This window comes from Xenorhabdus thuongxuanensis, assembly GCF_001908095.1.
GTDB classification, from domain to species: domain Bacteria; phylum Pseudomonadota; class Gammaproteobacteria; order Enterobacterales; family Enterobacteriaceae; genus Xenorhabdus; species Xenorhabdus thuongxuanensis.
On record NZ_MKGR01000020.1, the window covers coordinates 54,254 to 76,714 of the forward strand.

The 22,461-nt window shown below is 43.5% G+C and carries 17 protein-coding genes, 2 tRNA genes and 2 rRNA genes; 6 read left to right on the forward strand and 15 right to left on the reverse strand.

Annotation, left to right across the window (positions count from 1 at the left end; genetic code table 11):
- Nucleotides 1-186 precede the first annotated feature (186 nt).
- Nucleotides 187-1,446, reverse strand: a complete 1,260-nt coding sequence (gene rho / locus Xentx_RS13125; protein WP_074020680.1) for a transcription termination factor Rho — start codon at nucleotides 1,444-1,446, stop codon at nucleotides 187-189.
- 768 nt (nucleotides 1,447-2,214) lie between these two features.
- Complete coding sequence (gene trxA / locus Xentx_RS13135; RefSeq protein WP_074020681.1) at nucleotides 2,215-2,541, reverse strand: thioredoxin TrxA; 327 nt, start codon at nucleotides 2,539-2,541, stop codon at nucleotides 2,215-2,217.
- A 119-nt stretch (nucleotides 2,542-2,660) separates the two neighbouring features.
- Between trxA and rhlB the strand changes: the two genes are divergently transcribed.
- Together rhlB and gppA are read left to right on the forward strand one after the other, a co-directional pair.
- Nucleotides 2,661-3,944 carry an ATP-dependent RNA helicase RhlB gene (gene rhlB / locus Xentx_RS13140; protein WP_074020682.1) on the forward strand — a complete coding sequence of 428 codons (1,284 nt, stop codon included), beginning with the start codon at nucleotides 2,661-2,663 and terminating at the stop codon, nucleotides 3,942-3,944.
- Nucleotides 3,945-4,036: 92 nt separating this feature from the next.
- Complete coding sequence (gene gppA / locus Xentx_RS13145) at nucleotides 4,037-5,545, forward strand: guanosine-5'-triphosphate,3'-diphosphate diphosphatase (protein ID WP_074020683.1); 1,509 nt, start codon at nucleotides 4,037-4,039, stop codon at nucleotides 5,543-5,545.
- Nucleotides 5,546-5,602: 57 nt separating this feature from the next.
- On the opposite strand, the gene rep is transcribed toward gppA, so the two are convergent.
- A complete protein-coding gene (rep, locus tag Xentx_RS13150) occupies nucleotides 5,603-7,633 on the reverse strand; it encodes a DNA helicase Rep (RefSeq protein ID WP_074020684.1) in 2,031 nt (676 codons plus the stop codon).
- 260 nt (nucleotides 7,634-7,893) lie between these two features.
- Here rep and Xentx_RS13155 point away from each other — a divergent pair, with 260 nt between their 5' ends.
- On the forward strand, nucleotides 7,894-9,009 hold the full coding sequence (locus Xentx_RS13155; RefSeq protein WP_074020685.1) for a class II histone deacetylase: 1,116 nt from the start codon (nucleotides 7,894-7,896) through the stop codon (nucleotides 9,007-9,009).
- Between the two features lie 54 nt (nucleotides 9,010-9,063).
- On the opposite strand, the gene ilvC is transcribed toward Xentx_RS13155, so the two are convergent.
- Nucleotides 9,064-10,542, reverse strand: a complete 1,479-nt coding sequence (ilvC, locus tag Xentx_RS13160; RefSeq protein ID WP_074020686.1) for a ketol-acid reductoisomerase — start codon at nucleotides 10,540-10,542, stop codon at nucleotides 9,064-9,066.
- Nucleotides 10,543-10,702: 160 nt separating this feature from the next.
- Here ilvC and ilvY point away from each other — a divergent pair, with 160 nt between their 5' ends.
- Nucleotides 10,703-11,584, forward strand: a complete 882-nt coding sequence (gene ilvY / locus Xentx_RS13165) for an HTH-type transcriptional activator IlvY (protein ID WP_074020687.1) — start codon at nucleotides 10,703-10,705, stop codon at nucleotides 11,582-11,584.
- An 89-nt stretch (nucleotides 11,585-11,673) separates the two neighbouring features.
- Here the strand turns inward: ilvY and ilvA are convergent, their stop codons facing one another.
- The 6 genes from ilvA to Xentx_RS18880 form a co-directional block, all read right to left on the reverse strand.
- Complete coding sequence (gene ilvA, locus Xentx_RS13170; RefSeq protein ID WP_083600967.1) at nucleotides 11,674-13,221, reverse strand: threonine ammonia-lyase, biosynthetic; 1,548 nt, start codon at nucleotides 13,219-13,221, stop codon at nucleotides 11,674-11,676.
- 2 nt (nucleotides 13,222-13,223) lie between these two features.
- Nucleotides 13,224-15,074 carry a dihydroxy-acid dehydratase gene (ilvD, locus tag Xentx_RS13175; RefSeq protein WP_074020688.1) on the reverse strand — a complete coding sequence of 617 codons (1,851 nt, stop codon included), beginning with the start codon at nucleotides 15,072-15,074 and terminating at the stop codon, nucleotides 13,224-13,226.
- Nucleotides 15,075-15,162: 88 nt separating this feature from the next.
- A complete protein-coding gene (locus Xentx_RS13180) occupies nucleotides 15,163-16,089 on the reverse strand; it encodes a branched-chain amino acid transaminase (RefSeq protein ID WP_074020689.1) in 927 nt (308 codons plus the stop codon).
- A 24-nt stretch (nucleotides 16,090-16,113) separates the two neighbouring features.
- Nucleotides 16,114-16,371 carry an acetolactate synthase 2 small subunit gene (gene ilvM / locus Xentx_RS13185; RefSeq protein WP_074020690.1) on the reverse strand — a complete coding sequence of 86 codons (258 nt, stop codon included), beginning with the start codon at nucleotides 16,369-16,371 and terminating at the stop codon, nucleotides 16,114-16,116.
- Complete coding sequence (gene ilvG, locus Xentx_RS13190) at nucleotides 16,368-18,014, reverse strand: acetolactate synthase 2 catalytic subunit (RefSeq protein ID WP_074020691.1); 1,647 nt, start codon at nucleotides 18,012-18,014, stop codon at nucleotides 16,368-16,370. The genes ilvM and ilvG overlap by 4 nt, the downstream gene beginning before the upstream one ends.
- A gap of 138 nt (nucleotides 18,015-18,152) precedes the next feature.
- Complete coding sequence (locus Xentx_RS18880) at nucleotides 18,153-18,245, reverse strand: IlvGEDA operon leader peptide (RefSeq protein WP_139292496.1); 93 nt, start codon at nucleotides 18,243-18,245, stop codon at nucleotides 18,153-18,155.
- A gap of 600 nt (nucleotides 18,246-18,845) precedes the next feature.
- Between Xentx_RS18880 and Xentx_RS13195 the strand changes: the two genes are divergently transcribed.
- On the forward strand, nucleotides 18,846-20,372 hold the full coding sequence (locus Xentx_RS13195; RefSeq protein ID WP_074020692.1) for a YifB family Mg chelatase-like AAA ATPase: 1,527 nt from the start codon (nucleotides 18,846-18,848) through the stop codon (nucleotides 20,370-20,372).
- Nucleotides 20,373-20,433: 61 nt separating this feature from the next.
- Here Xentx_RS13195 and Xentx_RS13200 read toward each other — a convergent pair whose 3' ends face one another.
- Nucleotides 20,434-20,772 (reverse strand): MaoP family protein, encoded by a 339-nt coding sequence (locus Xentx_RS13200; protein ID WP_074020693.1) that lies wholly within the window; start codon nucleotides 20,770-20,772, stop codon nucleotides 20,434-20,436.
- 115 nt (nucleotides 20,773-20,887) lie between these two features.
- Here Xentx_RS13200 and hdfR point away from each other — a divergent pair, with 115 nt between their 5' ends.
- The gene (gene hdfR / locus Xentx_RS13205) at nucleotides 20,888-21,736 is read left to right on the forward strand and encodes an HTH-type transcriptional regulator HdfR (protein ID WP_074020694.1); all 849 of its coding nucleotides are present in this window, start codon (nucleotides 20,888-20,890) and stop codon (nucleotides 21,734-21,736) included.
- Nucleotides 21,737-21,953: 217 nt separating this feature from the next.
- Here the strand turns inward: hdfR and Xentx_RS13210 are convergent.
- The 4 genes from Xentx_RS13210 to Xentx_RS13225 form a co-directional block, all read right to left on the reverse strand.
- Nucleotides 21,954-22,029: transfer RNA gene (locus tag Xentx_RS13210), tRNA-Trp, on the reverse strand.
- Between the two features lie 8 nt (nucleotides 22,030-22,037).
- Nucleotides 22,038-22,114 (reverse strand) — tRNA-Asp (locus Xentx_RS13215).
- Between the two features lie 55 nt (nucleotides 22,115-22,169).
- A 5S ribosomal RNA gene (gene rrf, locus Xentx_RS13220) occupies nucleotides 22,170-22,285 on the reverse strand.
- 86 nt (nucleotides 22,286-22,371) lie between these two features.
- Nucleotides 22,372-22,461, reverse strand: a 23S ribosomal RNA gene (locus Xentx_RS13225); the annotation flags it as partial.

Below are 22,461 nucleotides of genomic sequence, written 5' to 3' on the forward strand. Positions count from 1 at the left end.
CAAAAAAGAAAAATAGGTTGCCCACTTGCATTGAGTCGGTGTCCATATATGGTTTTATGTTTAAGAAGCTAACGCATCTTAAACTGGCTAAAGCCATAAAAAAAAACGCCACAAAAATGTGGCGCTTTAGGGCAGTAAATACTATTTATTCACTGATTATTACGGAACTATTCAATTTTACAAACACTATGAACGTTTCATAAAGTCGAAGAACTCTTCGTTTGTTTTTGTCATAGCCAGTTTGTTGATAAGAAATTCCATCGCATCGATTTCACCCATCGGATGAATGATCTTACGTAAAATCCACATTTTCTGTAGCTCATCCTGTGCAGTGAGCAACTCTTCTTTACGCGTCCCTGAACGGTTGTAATCAATGGCTGGGAAAACACGTTTTTCCGCAATCTTACGGGACAGGTGCAATTCCATGTTACCTGTACCTTTAAATTCTTCGTAAATAACCTCATCCATCTTGGAGCCAGTATCAACCAGCGCAGTCGCAATGATAGTCAGGCTACCACCTTCTTCTACGTTACGTGCAGCACCAAAGAAACGTTTTGGACGATGCAGGGCATTCGCATCCACACCACCAGTCAAGACTTTACCGGAAGCAGGAACCACAGTGTTATATGCGCGAGCCAGACGGGTAATGGAATCCAGCAGGATAATAACGTCTTTCTTATGTTCAACCAGACGCTTAGCTTTTTCGATCACCATTTCAGCCACTTGAACATGGCGGGAAGCAGGTTCATCAAAGGTTGAAGCAATCACTTCGCCTTTTACCAGACGCTGCATTTCGGTGACTTCTTCTGGACGCTCATCAATCAGCAAAACCATCAAAACGCAATCTGGGTAGTTATGGGCGATGTTAGCTGCAATATTTTGCAGCAGCATGGTTTTACCCGCTTTTGGTGGTGCAACAATCAGGCCACGCTGACCACGGCCAATCGGCGCTGCCAGATCCAGAACACGGGCTGTCAAATCTTCAGTAGAACCATTACCACGCTCCATACGCAAGCGGTTGTTAGCATGAAGTGGAGTCAGGTTTTCAAACAAGATTTTACTACGGGCATTTTCAGGTTTGTCAAAGTTAACTTCATTAACTTTCAACAGGGCAAAATAACGTTCACCTTCTTTTGGTGGGCGAATTTTCCCTGAAATGGTATCACCGGTACGGAGGTTAAAGCGGCGGATTTGACTAGGAGAAACGTAGATATCATCAGGACCTGCAAGGTAAGAACTGTCTGCGGAGCGGAGGAAACCAAATCCATCCTGCAATATCTCCAGCACACCATCTCCAAAAATATCCTCTCCGCTTTTCGCATGCTGTTTGAGAATAGAGAAAATGATGTCCTGCTTACGCATACGAGCCAGGTTTTCCAGCCCCATATTTTCGCCGAGAGTAATCAACTCAGATACCGGCGTATTCTTTAATTCGGTAAGATTCATAATGGTGGGTTCTTTAACTCGGGGTATATCTCGAACTATGAACGTGAATGGTATGGCAGCATTATCGATGCCTGTTTATTTGTACCAGAAACGAATAACGCCTTCTAACATATTAAATTATATTACAAGGCAATAGTTTGAAGTACTCAAATTGATTTCAAAATAAGGCTGACAAACTGTCAAAACTATCTTCTAACTATCTATGTGCCATATGTTATAACTATCTATAATATAGATATAATTTTATAGCGAGAACACTATTAAAGTTTAACAATGGACACTATTTCAGCATACACATCTTTCAGCATAAACATTTTTTTAACATAAGCACTGTTAGCAAATTCTATACCTTACACCTAGCACGAGAAAGAAAAGGTTCGACATAAAAATGCCTAGGATAAAAACGCCGCTTAAAGATATTTAGCATTAGGATGCTATGAGTGTACTAAGCTATATACTGGATTAATCGTATATAGATTCAGAAATTTTACCAAATGCGATATGTCATCAGATACTTCGGGTGATCCAGAGATAACAGATTTATCAGACACTACAAATTGTTTAGTATGTAACATGCTTAATGTCAACTCTTTATATCAATAACAATAAGCTTTTATATCGAATAAAGAATCCATTCAAGCGAAGCTTCATACAAGCAACAAGGACATGGCCGCTAACTTACCATGCTTCATAGCGGACGTCTAGCGGTCAATGAGATAAATCATCTCATACGCCAAACGTCCGTAATTACTGTGACCTGATTCTAAATTAGAGGTGTGGTTCCAAAAACTCTTTCAGTTGAGTTTTTGACAAAGCGCCCACTTTTACTGCAACCTTTTCACCGCCTTTAAACAGAATCAGAGTTGGAATACCACGAATACCGTATTCTGGTGCTGTTGCTGGGTTATCATCAATGTTCAGCTTGCCAACTGTCAATTTTCCTTCGTATTCTGTGGCAATTTCATCCAGAATAGGGGCAATCATTTTGCAAGGACCGCACCACTCAGCCCAGAATTCAACGAGAACAGGACATTGTGCTTTCAAAACATCGTTTCCAAAGCCAGCATCAGTCAGAGAAATAATATTCGCACTCATTTTTTGCTCCAAAAATAAAATCTTTTACAGTGTCAGTGTACATTAACCAACATAAGGGTGTCTTTATTTCAGCGGATACACTTTCTTAAAGCAATAGTTAACTGATATTCTACCTTACTATGAGCAAAACACATTTGACAGAAAAGAAGTTTTCCGACTTCGCATTGCACCCCAAAGTGTTAGAAGCCCTTGAAAAAAAAGGGTTCTCCAACTGCACGCCGATACAGGCGCTAACATTGCCTTTAACTGTCGAAGGCCGAGATGTTGCGGGGCAAGCACAAACCGGAACGGGCAAGACGCTGGCATTTTTGGCGTCCACTTTTAATTATTTATTGACTCATCCTGCGAGGAAAGAGCGTAAAACTAATCAGCCAAGAGCGCTGATTATGGCGCCTACCCGTGAATTGGCGGTTCAAATATACTCTGACGCAGAAGAATTGTCGCAAATCACTGGGTTAAAAATGGGTCTTGCCTACGGCGGCGATGGCTATGATAAACAGCTCAAGGTTCTGGAAGCTGGCGTCGATATCGTAATTGGCACAACAGGGCGTTTGATCGATTACGCAAAACAGGGCCATATCCATCTTGGTGCCATTCAAGTTATGGTACTTGATGAAGCGGATCGCATGTATGATCTAGGCTTTATCAAAGATATTCGCTGGTTGTTCCGTCGGCTTCCTGCGGCTACAGAAAGAATGAACTTGCTGTTTTCCGCAACTCTCTCTTATCGAGTGCGTGAACTGGCTTTTGAGCAGATGAATAATCCTGAGTATGTGGAAGTGGAACCGCTGCAAAAAACAGGGCATCGCATTAAGGAAGAGCTATTTTATCCTTCCAACGAAGAAAAAATGCGCCTGCTACAGACTCTACTGGAAGAAGAGTGGCCTGATCGCTGCATCATTTTTGCCAATACCAAACACCGTTGTGAAGACATCTGGGCTCATCTGGCCGCTGATGGTCATCGGGTTGGTTTGCTGACTGGTGATGTTGCACAGAAAAAACGCCTGCGTATTCTTGAAGAATTTGGCTTGGGCAATCTGGACATTTTGGTTGCCACAGATGTTGCCGCACGTGGGCTGCATATCCCATCTGTGACACATGTATTTAACTATGATCTACCAGATGACTGTGAAGATTATGTTCACCGAATTGGCCGGACAGGCCGTGCTGGAGAAAGTGGTCATTCTATCAGCCTGGCATGTGAAGAGTATGCGCTGAACTTACCAGCTATTGAAGAATATATTCAGCACCAGATACCTGTTAGCAAATATAACAGTGATGCATTGCTAAAAGATCTGCCAGTACCTAAGCGCCGTAATCGCACTCGCTCAGGGGGACACCCTCGGCGTACCAACATACCACGCCGTGGTAATGTAACACGCAACAATAAGCGCCCAAGCTAAAATGACGCAATGCTGAAATGGTACGCTCGGTATTGAAATAACGTAATGTTGAAATAACACGATATGAAACAACACAAGCCGGAATAAATACTATGCTGAGTGCTTCTTCGCTTTATGCGGCTATCGATTTAGGCTCAAACAGTTTTCATATGCTGGTTGTCCGTGAAGTATCCGGCAGCATTCAAGTCGTTACTCGTATCAAACGCAAAGTCAGGTTGGCTGCCGGTTTAGATAAAAATAATCATTTATCACAACAGGCAATGGAACGAGGATGGCAGTGCTTGCGCCTCTTTTCCGAATATTTACAAGATATTCCTGTCTCACAGATCCGCGTTGTTGCTACCGCAACCTTGAGGTTGACAAAAAATTCAGATGAATTTGTCAGGAAGGCCTCAGAAATATTAGGCAAACCTGTTCATGTGATCAGCGGTGAAGAAGAGGCTCAGCTAATTTATCAAGGTGTTGCTCACACGACTGGCGGATCTGAAAAGCGACTTGTTGTAGATATTGGTGGTGCCAGTACTGAATTGGTAACAGGTGTCGGAGCCAAAACCAATCAGCTTTTCAGCCTTGAAATGGGCTGTGTTACCTGGCTGGAACGTTATTTCAATGATCGCAGTCTGACAGCAGAAAACTTTGCCAACGCAGAAGCTGCTGCACATGATATTCTCAGCCCTGTTACCCCTAAGCTGCTTGAGCAAGGCTGGAATATTTGCGTAGGAGCTTCCGGCACAGTACAAGCCTTGCAGGAAATTATGATTGCTCAAGGTATGGATGAACTGATCACCTTACCCAAACTCCAGCAACTTAAACATCAGGCGATTGAATGCGGCAAGCTGGAAGAGTTGGAAATCGATGGGCTGACACTGGAACGGGCGTTGGTTTTTCCAAGTGGATTGGCAATCTTAATCGCCATTTTTCAGGCATTAAATATCGAAAGTATGATATTAGCAGGCGGCGCACTACGTGAAGGCCTGATTTACGGGATGCTGGATTTGCCGATCGAGCAGGATATTCGGGCAAGAACCCTGTGCAATATTCAGCATCGCTTTCAATTGGATATTGAGCAGGCACAGCGTGTCAAACAGTTAGCCGAAAATTTTTGCCAACAAGTTGCCAAATCATGGAAATTGGACAAACGTTGTCGCGAATTATTAGTCGGTGCCTGTTTGCTCCATGAAATAGGCTTGTTTGTTGATTTTCGCCAGGGGCCCGCACATTCCGCTTATTTGATAAACCACTTGGATCTGCCTGGTTATACTCCTGCCCAAAAACGACTGTTGGCTACGCTATTGAAAAATCAAAGCGGGCCAGTGGATTTAGCATCACTCAGTCAGCAAAATGCTATGCCATTGTTACAGGCACAAAGGTTATGTCGCTTATTGCGTCTGGCAATTATTTTCGCCAGACGTCGGCGAGATGACACTTTGCCAACCTTACGATTACAGGCAGAAAATGAAACGCTCATTATCATCTTGCCCCATCAATGGCAAATAAAACACCCACTCGGAACTGAAGCATTACAGCAAGAAATGAAATGGCAGAATTATGTCCAATGGCCATTGTTCCTTGAGGAGCAAATCAACTCTCATCTCGGCTAAAATTTTTACTTTATTCCCCCTGCAATTATCCACAAATGCAGGGGGATTATCATCGGACTACTTATTGCCGTTTTTCTGCCCAAGCCCTAGACGGGATTTAATGTCGGCAAGGCGCGATTGCCCCTGTTTCATCCTTTCCTCTGCGCTCATCACTCGCTTACCTTGTGGCCAATCCAAATCATCCTGTGGCAACTCAAACAAGAATCGGCTCGGTTCCGGACGAATAAGTTCACCAAACTGGCGACGCTCTTTGCTGAGGGTGAAAAAAAGTTCTCTCCGCGCGCGCGTAATGCCCACATAAGCTAAACGACGCTCTTCCTCAATATTGTCTTCATCAATGCTGCTTTGGTGAGGTAACAAACCTTCTTCCATACCCACCAAAAAAACATAGGGAAACTCCAGCCCTTTGGAAGCATGTAGCGTCATTAACTGAACTTGATCCAACTCTTCATCTTCCTCGCTTCTCTCCAGCATATCCCGCAACGTAAAACGCGCCACAACTTGGGAAAGGGACATTGGCTCATTCAAGTCATCTCCCTCAAGCATTTCACTCATCCAAGTGAAGAGCTGGTTGACGTTCTTCATTCTCATTTCAGCCGCTTTTGGGCTGGGAGAGGTTTCATATAACCAGCTTTCATAATCCATGCCGCGCAGTAAGTCTCTCACCGCCAGCAATGGTTCCCGCTCCGCTTGACGAGCTATTTCGTCCATCCAGTGGATAAAGCGCTGTAATGCAGCCAAACCACGTCCTGTTAAATGCTGTTCCAACCCAAGATCAAAACTGGCTTGATATAAGCTCTTGCTACGCTGATTCGCCCATTCGCCCAATTTCTGGATCGTCACCGCACCGATTTCTCGCCGGGGTGTATTAACGATACGTAGAAACGCACTGTCATCCTCAGGATTGGTCAAAACACGCAAGTAAGAGAGCAGGTCTTTAATTTCGGGTCGAGAAAAGAATGATGTTCCACCGGAAATTCGGTAAGGAATGCGATTTTGCATCAACATTTTTTCGAAGATACGGGATTGGTGGTTACCGCGATATAAGATAGCGTAATCTTTATATTCCGTTTTATTGATAAAGTGATGAGCGATCAACTCCCCCACTACACGTTCAGCTTCGTGATCTTCATTGTTCGCTTCGATCACCCTGAGTGGCTCACCATACCCCAATTCCGAAAAGAGTTTTTTCTCAAAAACATGGGGATTATTGGCTATCAGAATATTTGCCGCTTTCAATATTCGCCCTGATGAACGGTAATTCTGTTCCAGCTTAATCACATTCAACTGTGGAAAATCATCCTTCAATAAAATCAAATTCTGTGGACGAGCACCACGCCATGAATAAATGGATTGATCATCATCTCCAACCACGGTAAAACGTGCGCGATTACCCACCAATAATTTCACCAGTTGATATTGACTGGTATTCGTATCCTGATATTCATCCACCAGCAAGTAGCGAATTTTATTCTGCCAACGCTCCCTGACTTCTTCATCATGCATTAACAGCAAAGTTGGTTTGGTAATCAGATCATCAAAATCGAGAACATGACAACTATTCAGGTGCAAGTCATAACGACGGTAACATTCTGCAAACTGGTGTTCCTGCGCTGAACGTGCCATGCTCATTACTTGTTCTGGCGACATTAAGTCATTCTTCCAGTTAGAAATGTTAGAAATCAGTTTTTGTAGCAGATCTTTATCTTCTTGCAGCAAATCCGCAGTGAGATCTTTTAGCAAAGCCATCTGATCTTGATCATCAAATAATGAGAAGTTACTTTTCATTCCCAGCGCTTTGTATTCACTCTTAACGATCTCCAACCCCAAGGTATGGAAAGTCGAGATCATTAATCCCCGTGTCTCCTTACGCCCCAAAGTTTGGGCAACACGTTCTTTCATCTCACGTGCCGCTTTGTTAGTAAAAGTGACTGCCGCAATATGGCGAGCCTGATAACCACAGGTGCGGATCAGGTGGGCAATTTTATGGGTAATCACTCGGGTTTTGCCGGAACCCGCACCCGCCAGAACCAGACAAGGTCCTGTTACAAATTCAACCGCTTGTTGTTGACTTGGATTTAATCGCATACTGTTTTGGAAGCTGTATCTAAAACTCATTCATTTTATTATTAATCTATATGATAAATTACAAAATAATTTTTTATTAATAACTTAAATTACTCAGGCCAAATATATCAATATTGATTCTATTGTAATTGAAATACATAGGATCTATTTAACTACGTTGATGTTATAACAATCAATTACGCTTACTGGCATACAATCAATATACCCAATAGATTTCAAGTTGCAGCTTGAAAAATAAATGGAATCAAAGAGGATGTAATATGTTACGTAAAACAGGCTTTTTCTTTGATGAACTCTGTTTCTGGCATAATTCTGGTTTATCACATGTTATGACATTTCCGGTTGGAAGATGGGTACAACCTCCCAACGGTGCAGGACATGCAGAATCACCGGAAACAAAACGCAGAATGAAAAGCTTAATGGATGTTTCAGGTTTAAGTCATTCATTGCAACTACGTGGTGCTGAACCTCTCGATGATGCAACACTGAAGCTAGTTCATACCAAAGAATATTTACAGCACTTTAAGTCCGTGAGTGATAATGGCGGAGGAATATTAGGCTCAGAGGCACCAATAGGGCAAGGCAGCTATGAAATAGCCAAACTATCCGCTGGGCTAACTTATGCCGCAGTAAAAGCTGTGTTACAAGGCGAATTGGATAATGCCTATAGTCTTTCCCGCCCCCCTGGGCATCACTGTCTGCCAGATCAAGCAATGGGATTCTGTTTTCTTGCTAATATTGCCCTTGCCATTGAGCACGCAAAAGCACAGCTTGGAGTTGGCCGAGTTGCAGTCATTGATTGGGATGTTCACCACGGTAATGGAACACAGCATATCTTTTGGGAGCGTGATGATGTTTTGACTATTTCACTGCATCAAGATGGCTGCTATCCCGAAGGCTATAGTGGCGAAGAAGATATCGGGACTGGCAAAGGAGAAGGGTTTAATATCAATATCCCATTGATGGCAGGAGCTGGGCACAATAGTTACCTTTATGCTATGGATCAGATTGTACTCCCTGCTTTGGGACGTTATCAACCCGAGTTGATCATCATTGCCTGCGGCTATGATGCCAATGCGTTTGATCCTCTGGCACGAATGCAGTTGCACAGTGACAGCTTCCGTGAAATGACCCGCAGGGTACAGCAAGCAGCCGATGAGTTGTGCCATGGCAAATTAGTCATCGTTCACGAAGGGGGGTATTCCGAAGCCTATGTACCTTTCTGTGGATTAGCTGTCATGGAGGAATTAAGCGGTGTGCGCACGAAAGTCAACGATCCTGCGCTGAATATGATCCAGTCGCAGCAACCGAAAGAACGATTTGAAGCATTTCAGCGACAAGCCATTGATGAACTAAAATTGAAATTCGATTTGTAAGAATGAAAGAACTACCTGCCCGATAAAGTCACTTCGGGCAGGATAAACATTATATTAGCCACCGACTGCAATGCGTTTCATATCTGTCATATAGCCACGCAAAGTACGGCCGATAATTTCAATCGGATGGTTACGGATCGCTTCATTCACATCACGCAACTGCGCATTATCAACGCTACGATCTGCAACTTCTTTTCCTAAGTCCCCTGATTGCAGGGTTGCCATAAATTTCTCTTTCAGCAACGGAACAGCGATGTATGAGAACAGATAGTTACCGTATTCTGCGGTATCAGAAATTACCACGTTCATTTCATACAGACGCTTGCGAGCGATGGTATTCGCAATCAACGGCAGTTCATGCAAAGATTCATAATAAGCAGACTCTTCGATAATGCCAGTATCTACCATCGTTTCGAATGCCAGTTCTACTCCCGCCTTGACCATTGCAACCATCAGGACGCCATGATCAAAGTATTCCTGCTCACTGATATGCCCTGTGCAGTCTGGGTAATTTTCGAACGGCGTCTTACCGGTTTCCTCACGCCAAGTCAGCAAGTTTTTATCGTCATTTGCCCAGTCTGCCATCATTGTGGAAGAAAATTCACCAGAAATGATGTCATCCATATGTTTCTGGAACAGAGGAGTCAAAATAGTTTTCAGTTGTTCAGATAAGGCATAGGCACGCAATTTTGCTGGATTAGAAAGACGATCCATCATCAATGTAATGCCACCCTGTTTCAGAGCTTCAGTGATAGTTTCCCAACCAAATTGAATTAATTTTCCGGCATAACCTGGATCAACACCATCAGCAACCAGTTGGTCATAACACAACAAAGAACCAGCCTGTAACATGCCACACAGAATGGTTTGTTCTCCCATCAAGTCAGACTTAACTTCTGCTACGAAAGAAGATTCCAGTACACCAGCCCGATGTCCCCCTGTTGCGGCTGCCCACGCTTTCGCGATTGCCATCCCTTCGCCTTTTGCATCATTTTCTGGATGTACAGCAATCAGAGTAGGCACACCAAATCCACGCTTATACTCTTCACGCACTTCAGTACCCGGGCATTTAGGCGCAACCATCACAACGGTGATATCTTTGCGTATCGGCTCACCCACTTCGACGATGTTGAAACCGTGGGAATAGCCCAGCGCTGCACCTTCTTTCATCAAGGGTTGCACTGCCTGAACCACCGTTGAATGCTGTTTGTCTGGTGTCAGGTTGATCACCAAATCAGCCTGTGGAATTAATTCTTCATAAGTGCCAACCTTAAAACCATTTTCGGTTGCCTTACGCCATGATGGTCGTTTTTCATCAATCGCTTCTTTACGCAAGGCATAAGCAATATCTAAACCAGAATCACGCATATTGAGACCTTGGTTTAGCCCTTGCGCACCACAACCGATGATCACCACTTTCTTGCCTTTCAAATACCCTGCTTCGTCAGCAAATTCTTCCCGCGCCATAAACCGACATTTGCCTAACTGCGCCAATTGTTGGCGTAAGTTCAACGTATCAAAATAATTAGCCATGGTGACTCCGATGTAATAATTAGGTGTGAGGTCGTTTGCATAGAAACAATATATGACATGCAAGCCATTGCTGAAATTGATATATTAACAAGACTACATTGCAGTTTATGCAACAAACTTTTTCACGGCAAACAGCCTCTCAATAAAGGGCCTAAAAACGATGGATCTACGTGATTTAAAACTGTTTTTACACCTTACGGAAAGTTGCCATTTTGGCCGCTCAGCCAAGGCCATGCACGTCAGTCCATCCACACTTTCACGCCAGATCCAGCGTCTTGAGGAATTATTGGGGCATCCGCTTTTTCTGCGGGATAACCGGACAGTAAAATTGACCTTAGCCGGTGAACAATTCAAACAATTTGCCCTGCAAACTCTCCTGCAATATAAACAGTTACAGCATTCATTAAACCACCAAAGCCCATCACTAACGGGAGAGTTACGTCTATTCTGTTCAGTCACGGCTGCGTATAGCCATCTACCACAAGTATTGGATAAATTTCGGGCAGAACATCCCCTAGTGGAAATTAAACTGACAACAGGAGACGCTGCTGATGCCGTTGATAAAGTTCAATCCGATGCTATGGATTTGGGGATTGCAGGTAAGCCAGAGAAACTGCCTGATAATGTCAGCTTTACCAAAATAGGTGAAGTACCACTGGTACTGATTGCTCCTTCTCTGCCTTGTGCCGTGAGAAATCTCGCTACCCAGGAACACCCCGACTGGAATAACATCCCTTTTATCCTGCCTCAGCACGGCCCTTCCCGCAAGCGTATTGAACTGTGGTTCCGCCGACATAAGATACTGCACCCCGTCATTTACGCGACAGTTTCCGGCCATGAAGCGATTGTTTCTATGGTAGCACTAGGTTGTGGGATTGCACTGATCCCTACGGTTGTTGTCGAAAACAGTCCTGAACCTGTGCGCAACCGTATTTCACTGCTGGAAAATATTGCTTTGGTCGAGCCATTTGAATTGGGTGTCTGTGCGTTGAGTAAGCGCTTGGGCGAACCGTTGATTAAGGCATTTTGGGAGCTATTGTAGTCTGGAAGTCGTTATGATCTGAATATATAAAATCAGCAAAACAGCCTCCTTTAGGAAGATATTTTGCTGTTTATTTCTTTAATTGATGACTAAGTCAGAAATAACTTAAACGAAGGGTTATCGGTTTCATCATGGTATTCATATCCCAACTCATCCAAATGGCGATCAAAACACACTTCTGGCCCTGAAAGCTCAAAGGCAGCCAATACACGCCCATAATCTGTGCCATGACTACGGTAATGAAACAGCGTGATATTCCAATGAGTCCCCAGTGTCTGCAAAAATTTCAGCAAAGCACCTGGAGATTCAGGAAAAGCAAAACTAAACAATCGTTCCTGCAATGGCTTGGATGGTCTGCCACCGATCATATAACGAACATGCAACTTCGCCATTTCATCATCCGTAAAATCAGCGACTTGATATCCCGATGTTTTTAATTCTTCAATGATTTCACGACGTTCGGCATTTCCCCGACTCAATCTGATACCAACAAAAATGCAGGCCTGGTTTGGATCTGTTGTATCCGAATAACGATAACTAAATTCAGTCACAACACGAGTACCCAGTATCTGACAAAACTGTAAGAAGCTCCCCTTTTGTTCAGGGATAGTCACCGCCAGCAAGGCTTCGCGTTGCTCTCCAAGTTCACAACGTTCTGAAACGTAACGCAACCCATGAAAATTCACATTAGCCCCAGAAAGAATATGTGCCAGCCGTTCTCCCTGAATCTGATGTTGCTGGACATATTTCTTCAAGCCTGCCAGCGCCAGCGCACCGGAAGGTTCTGCAACCGCCCTGACATCTTCAAAGATATCTTTTATCGCAGCACAGATAGCATCACTGTCTACCGTAATAACATCATCGACATATTGCTGGCATAAACGAAACGTTTCGTCGCCAATGCGTTTGACCGCTACGCCTTCCGCGAATAATCCAACTCTAGGTAAATCGACTGGATGCCCTGCTTCCAGTGCCGCTTTCAGACAGGCAGAATCTTCGGCTTCCACACCAATAACTTTTATTTCGGGTACAAGCTGTTTGATAAGAACGGCAACCCCCGCAATCAACCCGCCGCCGCCAACCGGAACAAAGATGCGATCAAGATGAACATCCTGCTGTAGCAACTCCATTGCCAATGTAGCCTGGCCTGCAATCACGATAGGATGGTCAAAGGGTGGCACAAAGGTGTAACCGTGCTCTTTTGCTATCTCAATGGCTTTTGCCTTTGCTTCATCGAAGTTCGTACCATGCAACAAAACCTCACCACCAAAACTGCGGACAGCATCGACTTTAATATCCGCTGTCGCTATCGGCATAATAATGGTGGCTTTTATGCCAACCTTACTGGCCGATAATGCAACACCTTGCGCATGGTTGCCTGCGGAAGCCGTGATCACACCTTTGCTTTTCTGCTCTTCCGTCAAACCGGCGATCATCGCGTACGCACCGCGCAATTTGAAACTATGTACCAACTGGCGATCTTCCCGTTTAACCAAAATAGTATTGCCTAAACGCGCAGAGATTTTTTTCATTTCCTGTAAGGGAGTGACTTGAGCAACATCATAAACTGGCGCACTCAATGCCGCCTTGAGATATTCTGCTCCCTTGGGTTCAGTATTAAGAGGATAAACCGCCACAATCAACTCCCCAGTTTGGTTTTATCACGCACCGCGCCTTTGTCAGCACTGGTCGCCAATGAAGCATAAGCTCGTAATGCCAAAGAAACCTGACGCTCACGGGACTTAGGTGTCCACGCTTTATCTCCGCGAGATAATTCAGCTTGTGTACGCTCTGCCAGTGCTGTTTCCGCCACATCCAACTGAATGTTACGATTTGGAATATCAATATTGATGATATCACCGTCATAAATCAGGCCAATCAAACCACCATTTGCCGCTTCTGGAGAGACATGACCAATAGATAAGCCCGATGTTCCGCCTGAGAAACGCCCATCCGTAATCAATGCACAACTTTTTCCCAATCCCATCGATTTCAGATACGTGGTGGGATAGAGCATCTCTTGCATACCTGGGCCACCTTTCGGCCCTTCATAACGAATAACAACTACGTCGCCCGCCACTACTTTTCCACCGAGAATTGCTTCTACTGCATCTTCCTGGCTCTCGTAAACTTTGGCTGGGCCACGGAAAGTCAGGATTTCTTTATCAACGCCTGCTGTTTTTACAATACAACCATCTCTTGCAATGTTGCCGAACAAAACAGCCAACCCGCCATCCTGACTGTAAGCATGAGTATGTTCACGAATACATCCTGCTTCGCGATCTGTATCCAACGATGGCCAACGACAATCCTGTGAGAAGGCTTGTGTGGTACGAATTCCTGCTGGCCCCGCTGCATACATCCTTTTAACCCTTTCATCTTTTGTCAGCATGATGTCGTACTGGGCTAATGTCTTTGGCAAATCCAAGCCTAAAACATTTTTCACATCGCGATGCAAAAGCCCTGCGCGATCAAGCTCACCAAGTATCCCAATCACACCGCCAGCACGATGTACGTCTTCCATATGGTATTTCTGAGTACTCGGAGCAACTTTACATAAATGCGGCACCTGACGAGACAGACGATCAATATCCGCCATCGAGAAGTCAACTTCAGCTTCCTGCGCTGCGGCCAACAAATGTAAAACGGTGTTGGTCGAACCACCCATCGCAATATCCAATATCATCGCATTTTCAAATGCCGCTTTGGTCGCAATATTACGCGGGAGAACACTATCATCATCTTGCTCATAATAACGTTTAGTCAGTTCAACAATGCGTTTACCAGCATTGATAAACAGGGTCTTACGATCAGCATGGGTAGCAAGCAATGAACCATTACCTGGCTGCGAAAGTCCAAGTGCTTCGGTTAAACAATTCATTGAATTCGCCGTAAACATACCTGAACAAGAACCACACGTCGGACATGCAGAACGTTCGATTTGATCGCTCTGTTCATCACTGACATTTGGATTGGCGCCCTGAATCATGGCATCGACCAAATCCAGTTTGATCAATTGCTCGGATAATCGCGTCTTACCCGCTTCCATTGGACCACCAGAAACAAAAATAACCGGAATATTTAAGCGCAGAGATGCCATCAACATTCCCGGAGTGATTTTGTCACAATTGGAAATACACACCATAGCATCAGCACAGTGGGCATTGACCATGTATTCCACCGAGTCAGCAATCAACTCACGCGAAGGTAACGAATAAAGCATTCCACCATGCCCCATCGCAATACCATCATCAACAGCGATAGTATTGAACTCTTTCGCAACCCCCCCTGATGCCTGAATCTGTTCTGCCACCAGCTTGCCAAGATCACGCAAATGTACATGTCCTGGCACAAACTGCGTGAATGAGTTAACAACCGCAATAATAGGTTTTCCAAAATCTGCATCTGTCATACCTGTGGCTCGCCATAAAGCTCTAGCTCCCGCCATATTGCGGCCATGAGTCGTCGTGGCAGAACGATATTTAGGCATTGTCTTTACTCCCATGTCAGTCTTATTAATTAACTTCGGCAATCAAAACAGGCGGGGAACGGCCGCCTGTTGAGTTTTATATTTTTTATTAAGGATTAACGGGATCTAACCAACCCCATTTATCTTCTGTCGTACCATCAAATAAGCCAAAAAACGCGCTTTGGATCTTTTTAGTGACTGGGCCACATTTGCCGATACCCACCTGAATACCATCTACACTGCGGACTGGTGTGATTTCCGCAGCCGTTCCTGTCATGAAGACTTCATCCGCTAAATAAAGCGATTCGCGAGAAAGTACCTGTTCACGAACTTCCAAACCAAGATCTTGTGCCAACTTGATGATGGCATCACGGGTGATCCCTGGCAGGGCAGATGACGTAAATGGCGGTGTGAATAGAACGCCATCCTTCACTTCAAATAAGTTTTCGCCCGCTCCTTCTGAAATATAACCATGAACATCCAGAGCAATACCTTCCTGATAACCATGACGTCGCGCTTCACTTCCCACCAGCAAAGAAGAGAGATAGTTACCTCCCGCTTTTGCGCCTGTAGGGATCGTATTTGCTGCCATGCGATTCCATGAAGAAACCATCGCATCAATGCCCTGATCCAAGGCTTCCTCACCGAGATAAGCGCCCCACGGGAAAGCAGCAATGATAACGTCTGTTTTATAACCAGCAGGTGGGTTTACTCCCATTCCAACATTACCCACAAATACCAATGGGCGAATGTAAGCACTGACCAATTTATTTTTACGCAGCGTTTCACGGCAAGCCTCCATCAATTCGTCCACACTTTGGCTTACTGGAAAACGGTAAATCTTGGCTGAGTCACGCAAGCGTTGCATATGTTCACGATGACGAAAAACAACAGGCCCTTTGTGGGAGTCATAGCAACGAATCCCTTCAAATACCGAAGTACCATAATGTAAGGCATGGGACATAACGTGAACTTTGGCATCTGCCCAAGGCACCATTTCTCCATTGAACCAAATATAATCAGCTTGCTTTGTCATTCTCAGTTTTCCTTCAATGGCGCATTATGCGCTTATTAATCGTGATTCTTTGTCTTTGATCTCAACACCAGCCACATCCACCAATTTCATCAGTTGGGAAAAAAGTAAATTAACTGGACGCTGGCTAGACACGGTGAGTTCAATATTTACATTATCACTATCTGTTATATGATCCATATTCAATGCGCATATCTGAAACCCGCGGTGACGGGTAACTCGCAAAATCCGTTCCAACATTTCAGGACAAAACCGCGCCTTAATAGCAAGTTGATGCTGTCTCATAATGATTTCTCCAACATGGTTTCGTTGCTTGCGCCTGGTGGAACCAATGGCCAGACATTCTCTAATTCATCAATAGACACATGTAATAAATACGCACCCTCGCTGTTGAACAAAGCATCCAATGCTTCATCCACTTGTGCTTTGTCAGTAATTCTCTGTCCCGGAATACCAAACGCCTGCGCCAACGTAAGAAAATCAGGGTTATCAGTTAAGATCGTTTCGCTATAACGTTTGCCAAAAAACAGCTCTTGCCACTGACGAACCATGCCCAATCTCTGGTTATCCAATAAGATCAGTTTGATCGGCAATTGCTTACGTTTAATAGTGCCTAATTCCTGAACATTCATCATGAAGGAGCCGTCACCAGATATGCAGATAACCATATCTTCAGGACGAGCCATTTGGGCACCAACCGCCGCTGGAATACCGAATCCCATCGTGCCTAATCCACTTGATGTGATGAAATTTTCTGGCTGACTAAAAGTCATGTGCTGAGCAGCCCACATCTGATGCTGCCCAACATCGGTTGTGATAACCGTACTGGACGAAGCACGTTCAGAAACCTGCTTCAACAACAACGGAGCATAAATGCTTTCGCCCTGATAGTCATAACACCATGCGTGTTCGTTTTTTAATTGTTTGATTTTTTGTTGCCAGGCTTGGATCGATAAAGGTTGCTGTAAATGAGGCAATAGGGTTTTTAAATCCCCCAATAATGAAACATGAGTCTGACGTAATTTATTAAATTCAACAGGATCAACATCCAAATGGATCACTTTGGCATGAGGTGCAAAAGTATTCAGCTTTCCTGTCACACGATCATCAAAACGCGCCCCAGCGGCAATTAATAAATCACAGGATTGAACGGCAAGGTTAGCGGCTTTAGTACCATGCATCCCTAACATTCCCAAATAACATTCATGTTCAAAATCTGCCGCTCCCAAACCTTTCAATGTGGAAACAACGGGAACACCCGTTTCAGATACAAAATTACGCAATTCAGGAACAGCACCAGACATACCAACCCCGCCACCCACATACAAAATAGGTTTCCGAGATGAAGCTAACAATTGACGAGCCAATTCAATCTCTTGTTTTGGAAGAGAAAACTGTAGTGATGTCGGTATTAAATAGGGGGCAAAATCACCTTGTGCTAACTGAATATCTTTTGGTAAATCAATCAGAACAGGGCCTGGACGACCATTCATGGCAATGGAGAAAGCATCGGCCATGATTTGAGGTAATTTTTCCAGTGAATCAACAAGAAAACTGTGTTTTGTACAAGAAAGAGACATTCCCAGTATATCGATTTCCTGAAAGGCATCTGTCCCGATAAATTCAGAACTCACCTGACCGGTAATAGCGACAACAGGAACGGAATCCAATAATGCGTCAGCCAATCCCGTGATTAAGTTTGTCGCTCCTGGCCCTGATGTTGCGATGCAAACTCCGGGCTTACCACTTGCCCTCGCATAGCCAATGGCTGCCATAACAGCGCCTTGTTCATGGCGACACAATATGTGCTCAACACCACCATCATACAGCGCATCATAAACTGGCATGATTGCTCCACCTGGATAACCAAAAACTTTTTCAATTCCCTGTTTTCGTAATGCCTCTACAACCGATTGTGCCCCGTTCATTGCCGTCTCCCCTGTTACGTTTACCTTGCTGTTAGCTGTTGTGATGTTTTGTCTACTCTTGTCGAACCCAGTATCAGGCCTAAAAAAAACCCCCGCGCCTTTCGGTGCGGGGGTCTTGGAATCTGGCTTTTCTTCTGTCTAAGCCGTTCTTCGTCCAAGTGCAGCCCCGCACGGTGGGATAATCACCACCACGCTAATAATTAGGCTAATCACTAGGACAAATGCGTTCATAATTTTATTCGTTTTTAATTCGTATGTTTGACGTATATTTAAGAGTTATCACTTTCTATGATTGTTGACAACGATTATTTTTGTTTTTTTATAACAAAATTATTTTATTTATATTTTTCATTTAGATAACCAAAAAATAGATAAATTCACTGTCATTTACTCATTTTTATCTCAGAAAAAATTGCCATCTGTTTGTTTAGTAAAATAATTAATAAATAAAATAATAGAAAAACGAATTAATCGTCTAACTCTCGATAACATGGCAAAAATGCGATCAAAATTAATTTTTACAGTTAATTATTAACATAGTTAATAGTATATAAGTTTAAAATTTATTAAATTAAATTTATGTATTTTATTGAGTTATGATTACCGATGAGTATCACTCATTCCCGCTCGATTTTTTAACATCAGAATCCCAGTTTGTTAGATTATTCATATATAACATTATGTTATTATTAAAACCCAAACGACTGGATGGTTATCACTATAATCATAATGACGAATATATTTACGATCCTTTTCACAAAATAACGAAAGGCGACTTTTCATTATTTTTTATCGATCCATGATAACAGCTTTCTTGCTAAGGAGAGCATCATGGCACTGGCCGTTATTCATACACGGGCAACAATTGGTATTGATTCCCCTATCGTCACGATAGAAGCACATATCAGTAATGGTTTACCCGGTCTCACCCTTGTTGGTTTACCTGAAACTACCGTAAAGGAAGCAAGAGATCGTGTCCGAAGCGCCCTGATCAATAGTGGTTTTATTTATCCACCCAAAAGGATTACTGTCAATTTAGCACCAGCAGACCTCCCCAAAGAAGGAGGAAGATATGATTTACCCATTGCTATTGCAATTTTAGCCGCATCGGAGCAGATCACGACAGATAAGCTACATAATTATGAGTTTTTAGGTGAGTTAGCACTTTCTGGTGAAATACGGCAAGTTACGGGAGCAATTCCCGCAGCATTGAGTGCAAAAAGAGCAGAAAGACAACTTATTCTCTCCTCAGAGAACCAAGCTGAACTGGCAATTTTGTCTCAAAACGAAACGCTAATGGCAAATCATTTGCTGCAAGTCTGCCATTTCTTACAAGGAGAAAACTCAACCTTAGCCGCTCCTTCTCCTGTTGAACTACAGACTGAATCATTTATTTTGGATATACAGGATATTATTGGGCAGGAACAAGCTAAACGAGCACTGGAGATCACAGCCGCTGGTGGTCATAATCTTCTATTGCTCGGCCCTCCAGGCACCGGCAAAACTATGCTTGCCAGCCGATTGTGTGGTTTATTACCGCCATTGACGCATCAGGAAGCTCTAGACGTCGCTGCAATCAATAGCTTAGCCGGATGTCCAATCAATCCTCAAAAATGGCATATACGCCCATTTAGAGCCCCTCATCACAGTTCTTCAATGGCAGCTCTTGTTGGAGGAGGCTCAATACCTAAACCTGGCGAAATTTCTCTTGCCCATAATGGTGTGTTATTTCTAGATGAATTACCTGAATTTAACCGTAGTGTCCTTGATGCCCTGCGGGAACCATTAGAATCTGGCGAAATAGTGATATCCCGTGCCAGAGCAAAAGTTCGTTTTCCTGCCCAAGTTCAATTGATTGCAGCCATGAACCCTAGCCCAACCGGCTATCATCAGGGGATTCATAACCGAAGCAGTCCACATCAAGTATTACGTTACCTCTCTAAACTATCAGGCCCTTTTTTAGATCGTTTTGATCTCTCTATTGAAGTTCCTCTGCTTCCTCCAGGAATTTTAAGTCAATCATCAACAAAATATGGAGAAAGTAGTCAAGAAATCAAAAAACGCGTAGCAAGAGCAAGAAAAATACAAATAGAGCGGTGTGGGCGCATTAATGCCCATCTCAGTAGCAAACAAACCGAAGATATTTGCAAAATTAGCATGGAAAATGCCGTTTTTCTGGAAAATACTTTATTGAAATTAGGGCTATCTATACGTGCCTGGCACAGAATACTTAGAGTTTCTCGCACAATTGCAGACTTAAAAGAACAAACAAGAATAGAAAAACCAGATATTATGGAAGCACTCAGCTACCGAAGTATGGATAGGTTACTTATTCAATTACAGAAGCAGGCCGGATAAGTTATCGATTAGAAGAGGGGCAACCACCCCTCTTGCATAGATGATTAATTCAATGATGGTATTAATCATCAGTATCGGTATAGTCCTCTGAAGAATCAAGCTGCGGTTTTCCACCGGAAAGAGTATGAAAACGTTTTGGACGGCTAATTTTTGCCAAATACTTAGTCCATACCTTTTCCTCTGTCGTTGCAGGTGCACGTTCACCACGGCAAACTGCAACAAACAGTTTTTCTTCTTCTGTTTGAGGTTCACGTTTACCAAGGTCTAATTCATTGAACGCATAACCATAACGTTCTAGCAATTGAGCCTCTTTGATGGTGAAATCACCATGACGAGAAAATCCACGTGGATAATTTTTATTATCAAAAAAACGATTAGTCGTGATGAAGCTTTCAGCCATCTGACACACTCCTAACTCTAAGTCATACTAATTATGGCGCGGAGTATTAGGGAGGCTTGACATTCTGTAAAACAAAATATTTAAATCTTAACGACAAAAACTATTGGAGATGCATGTGGACACTGAATTACTGAAAACCTTTTTGGAAGTCAGTAAGACTCGTCACTTTGGTCGGGCAGCTGAATCGCTCTATTTAACACAATCCGCTGTTAGTTTTCGTATCCGCCAACTAGAAAATCAGTTGGGTACCAATCTATTCACACGACATCGTAATAATATCCGCTTAACAGCAGCCGGAGAACGCCTGGTACCATATGCAGAATCACTAATGAATACCTGGCAATTGGCGAAGAAAGAAATCAATTATGTCGCCCAGCACACAAAACTTTCTATCGGCGCTACAGCATCCCTATGGGAAAGTTATCTAACATCCTGGATAAATACATTTTATCAGCACCACCAGGAAATAAGAATAGAATCCCTGGTTTCGACACGCCAGTCACTAGTCAAGCAATTGCATTCTCGTGAATTGGATCTCTTAATCACCACTGAGCCGCCAAAAATGGATGAGTTTCAAAGTCAGTTGATAGGCAATATCCAACTTATTTTATTAACAACCCAGCATAATCTTGATAAGGGAGTAGAAAATTATATTAAATTAGAATGGGGAGCTGATTTTCACCAGCAAGAACAACAAATTTTAAAGAATGATCATCCACCTATCATTACAACCACATCAGCACATATTGCCAAAGAGTTATTGGATAGTGTTAATGCTGCAACCTTCCTTCCTGTACACTGGCAAGAAGTGTATCCAAAACTCGTTGCTTTACCTAATGATCAGTTAATAGAACGGCCATTATACGCTGTATGGCTACAAAACAGTGACCAACAAGCTTTCATCCAACACTTATTAAAAATTCCTGTTGAGAAAGCGCCTGTAACTACCCAAAAACAACCTTAAAGGAGCTGCGCCTGAAAAAAAGAAATTAGAATTACACGAAACTAGAAGTTAAAACTATATGCCAATAAAATGCCAACAAAAACATATATCAGGACTGCAATATGTTAGAGCTATAGTACGTTAGAACTGGATAAAAATGACAAATAAGAAAAAACCCAGCTAAAGTTAGCTGGGCTATTAATCTGAAAGCTATATCAATTATTACTTATTTGTTAACTGGCAGGGGCGGAGAGGCTCGAACTCCCAACACCCGGTTTTGGAGACCGGTGCTCTACCAATTGAACTACGCCCCTAAATACGGTGGCGGTGCGGACGGGACTCGAACCCGCGACCCCCGGCGTGACAGGCCGGTATTCTAACCAACTGAACTACCGCACCACCGAATTTCTTTACCTTGCTGCCTTTTATACCAGCAACAAGTGTTTAATTGAATGTCTGGCAGTTCCCTACTCTCACATGGGGAGACCCCACACTACCATCGGCGCTACGGCGTTTCACTGCTGAGTTCGGCATGGGGTCAGGTGGGACCACCGCGCTCTTGCCGCCAGACAAATCCTGTTTTCAATCCCGAACAAGCTGTTTTCTTTCTCTGAAACTTTGTCTATCTCTCACACCCAAAACACCTTCGGTGTTGTCAGGTTAAGCCGCACGGTTCATTAGTACTGGTTAGCTCAACGTCTCGCAACGCTTACACACCCAGCCTATCTACGTCCTCGTCTCGAACG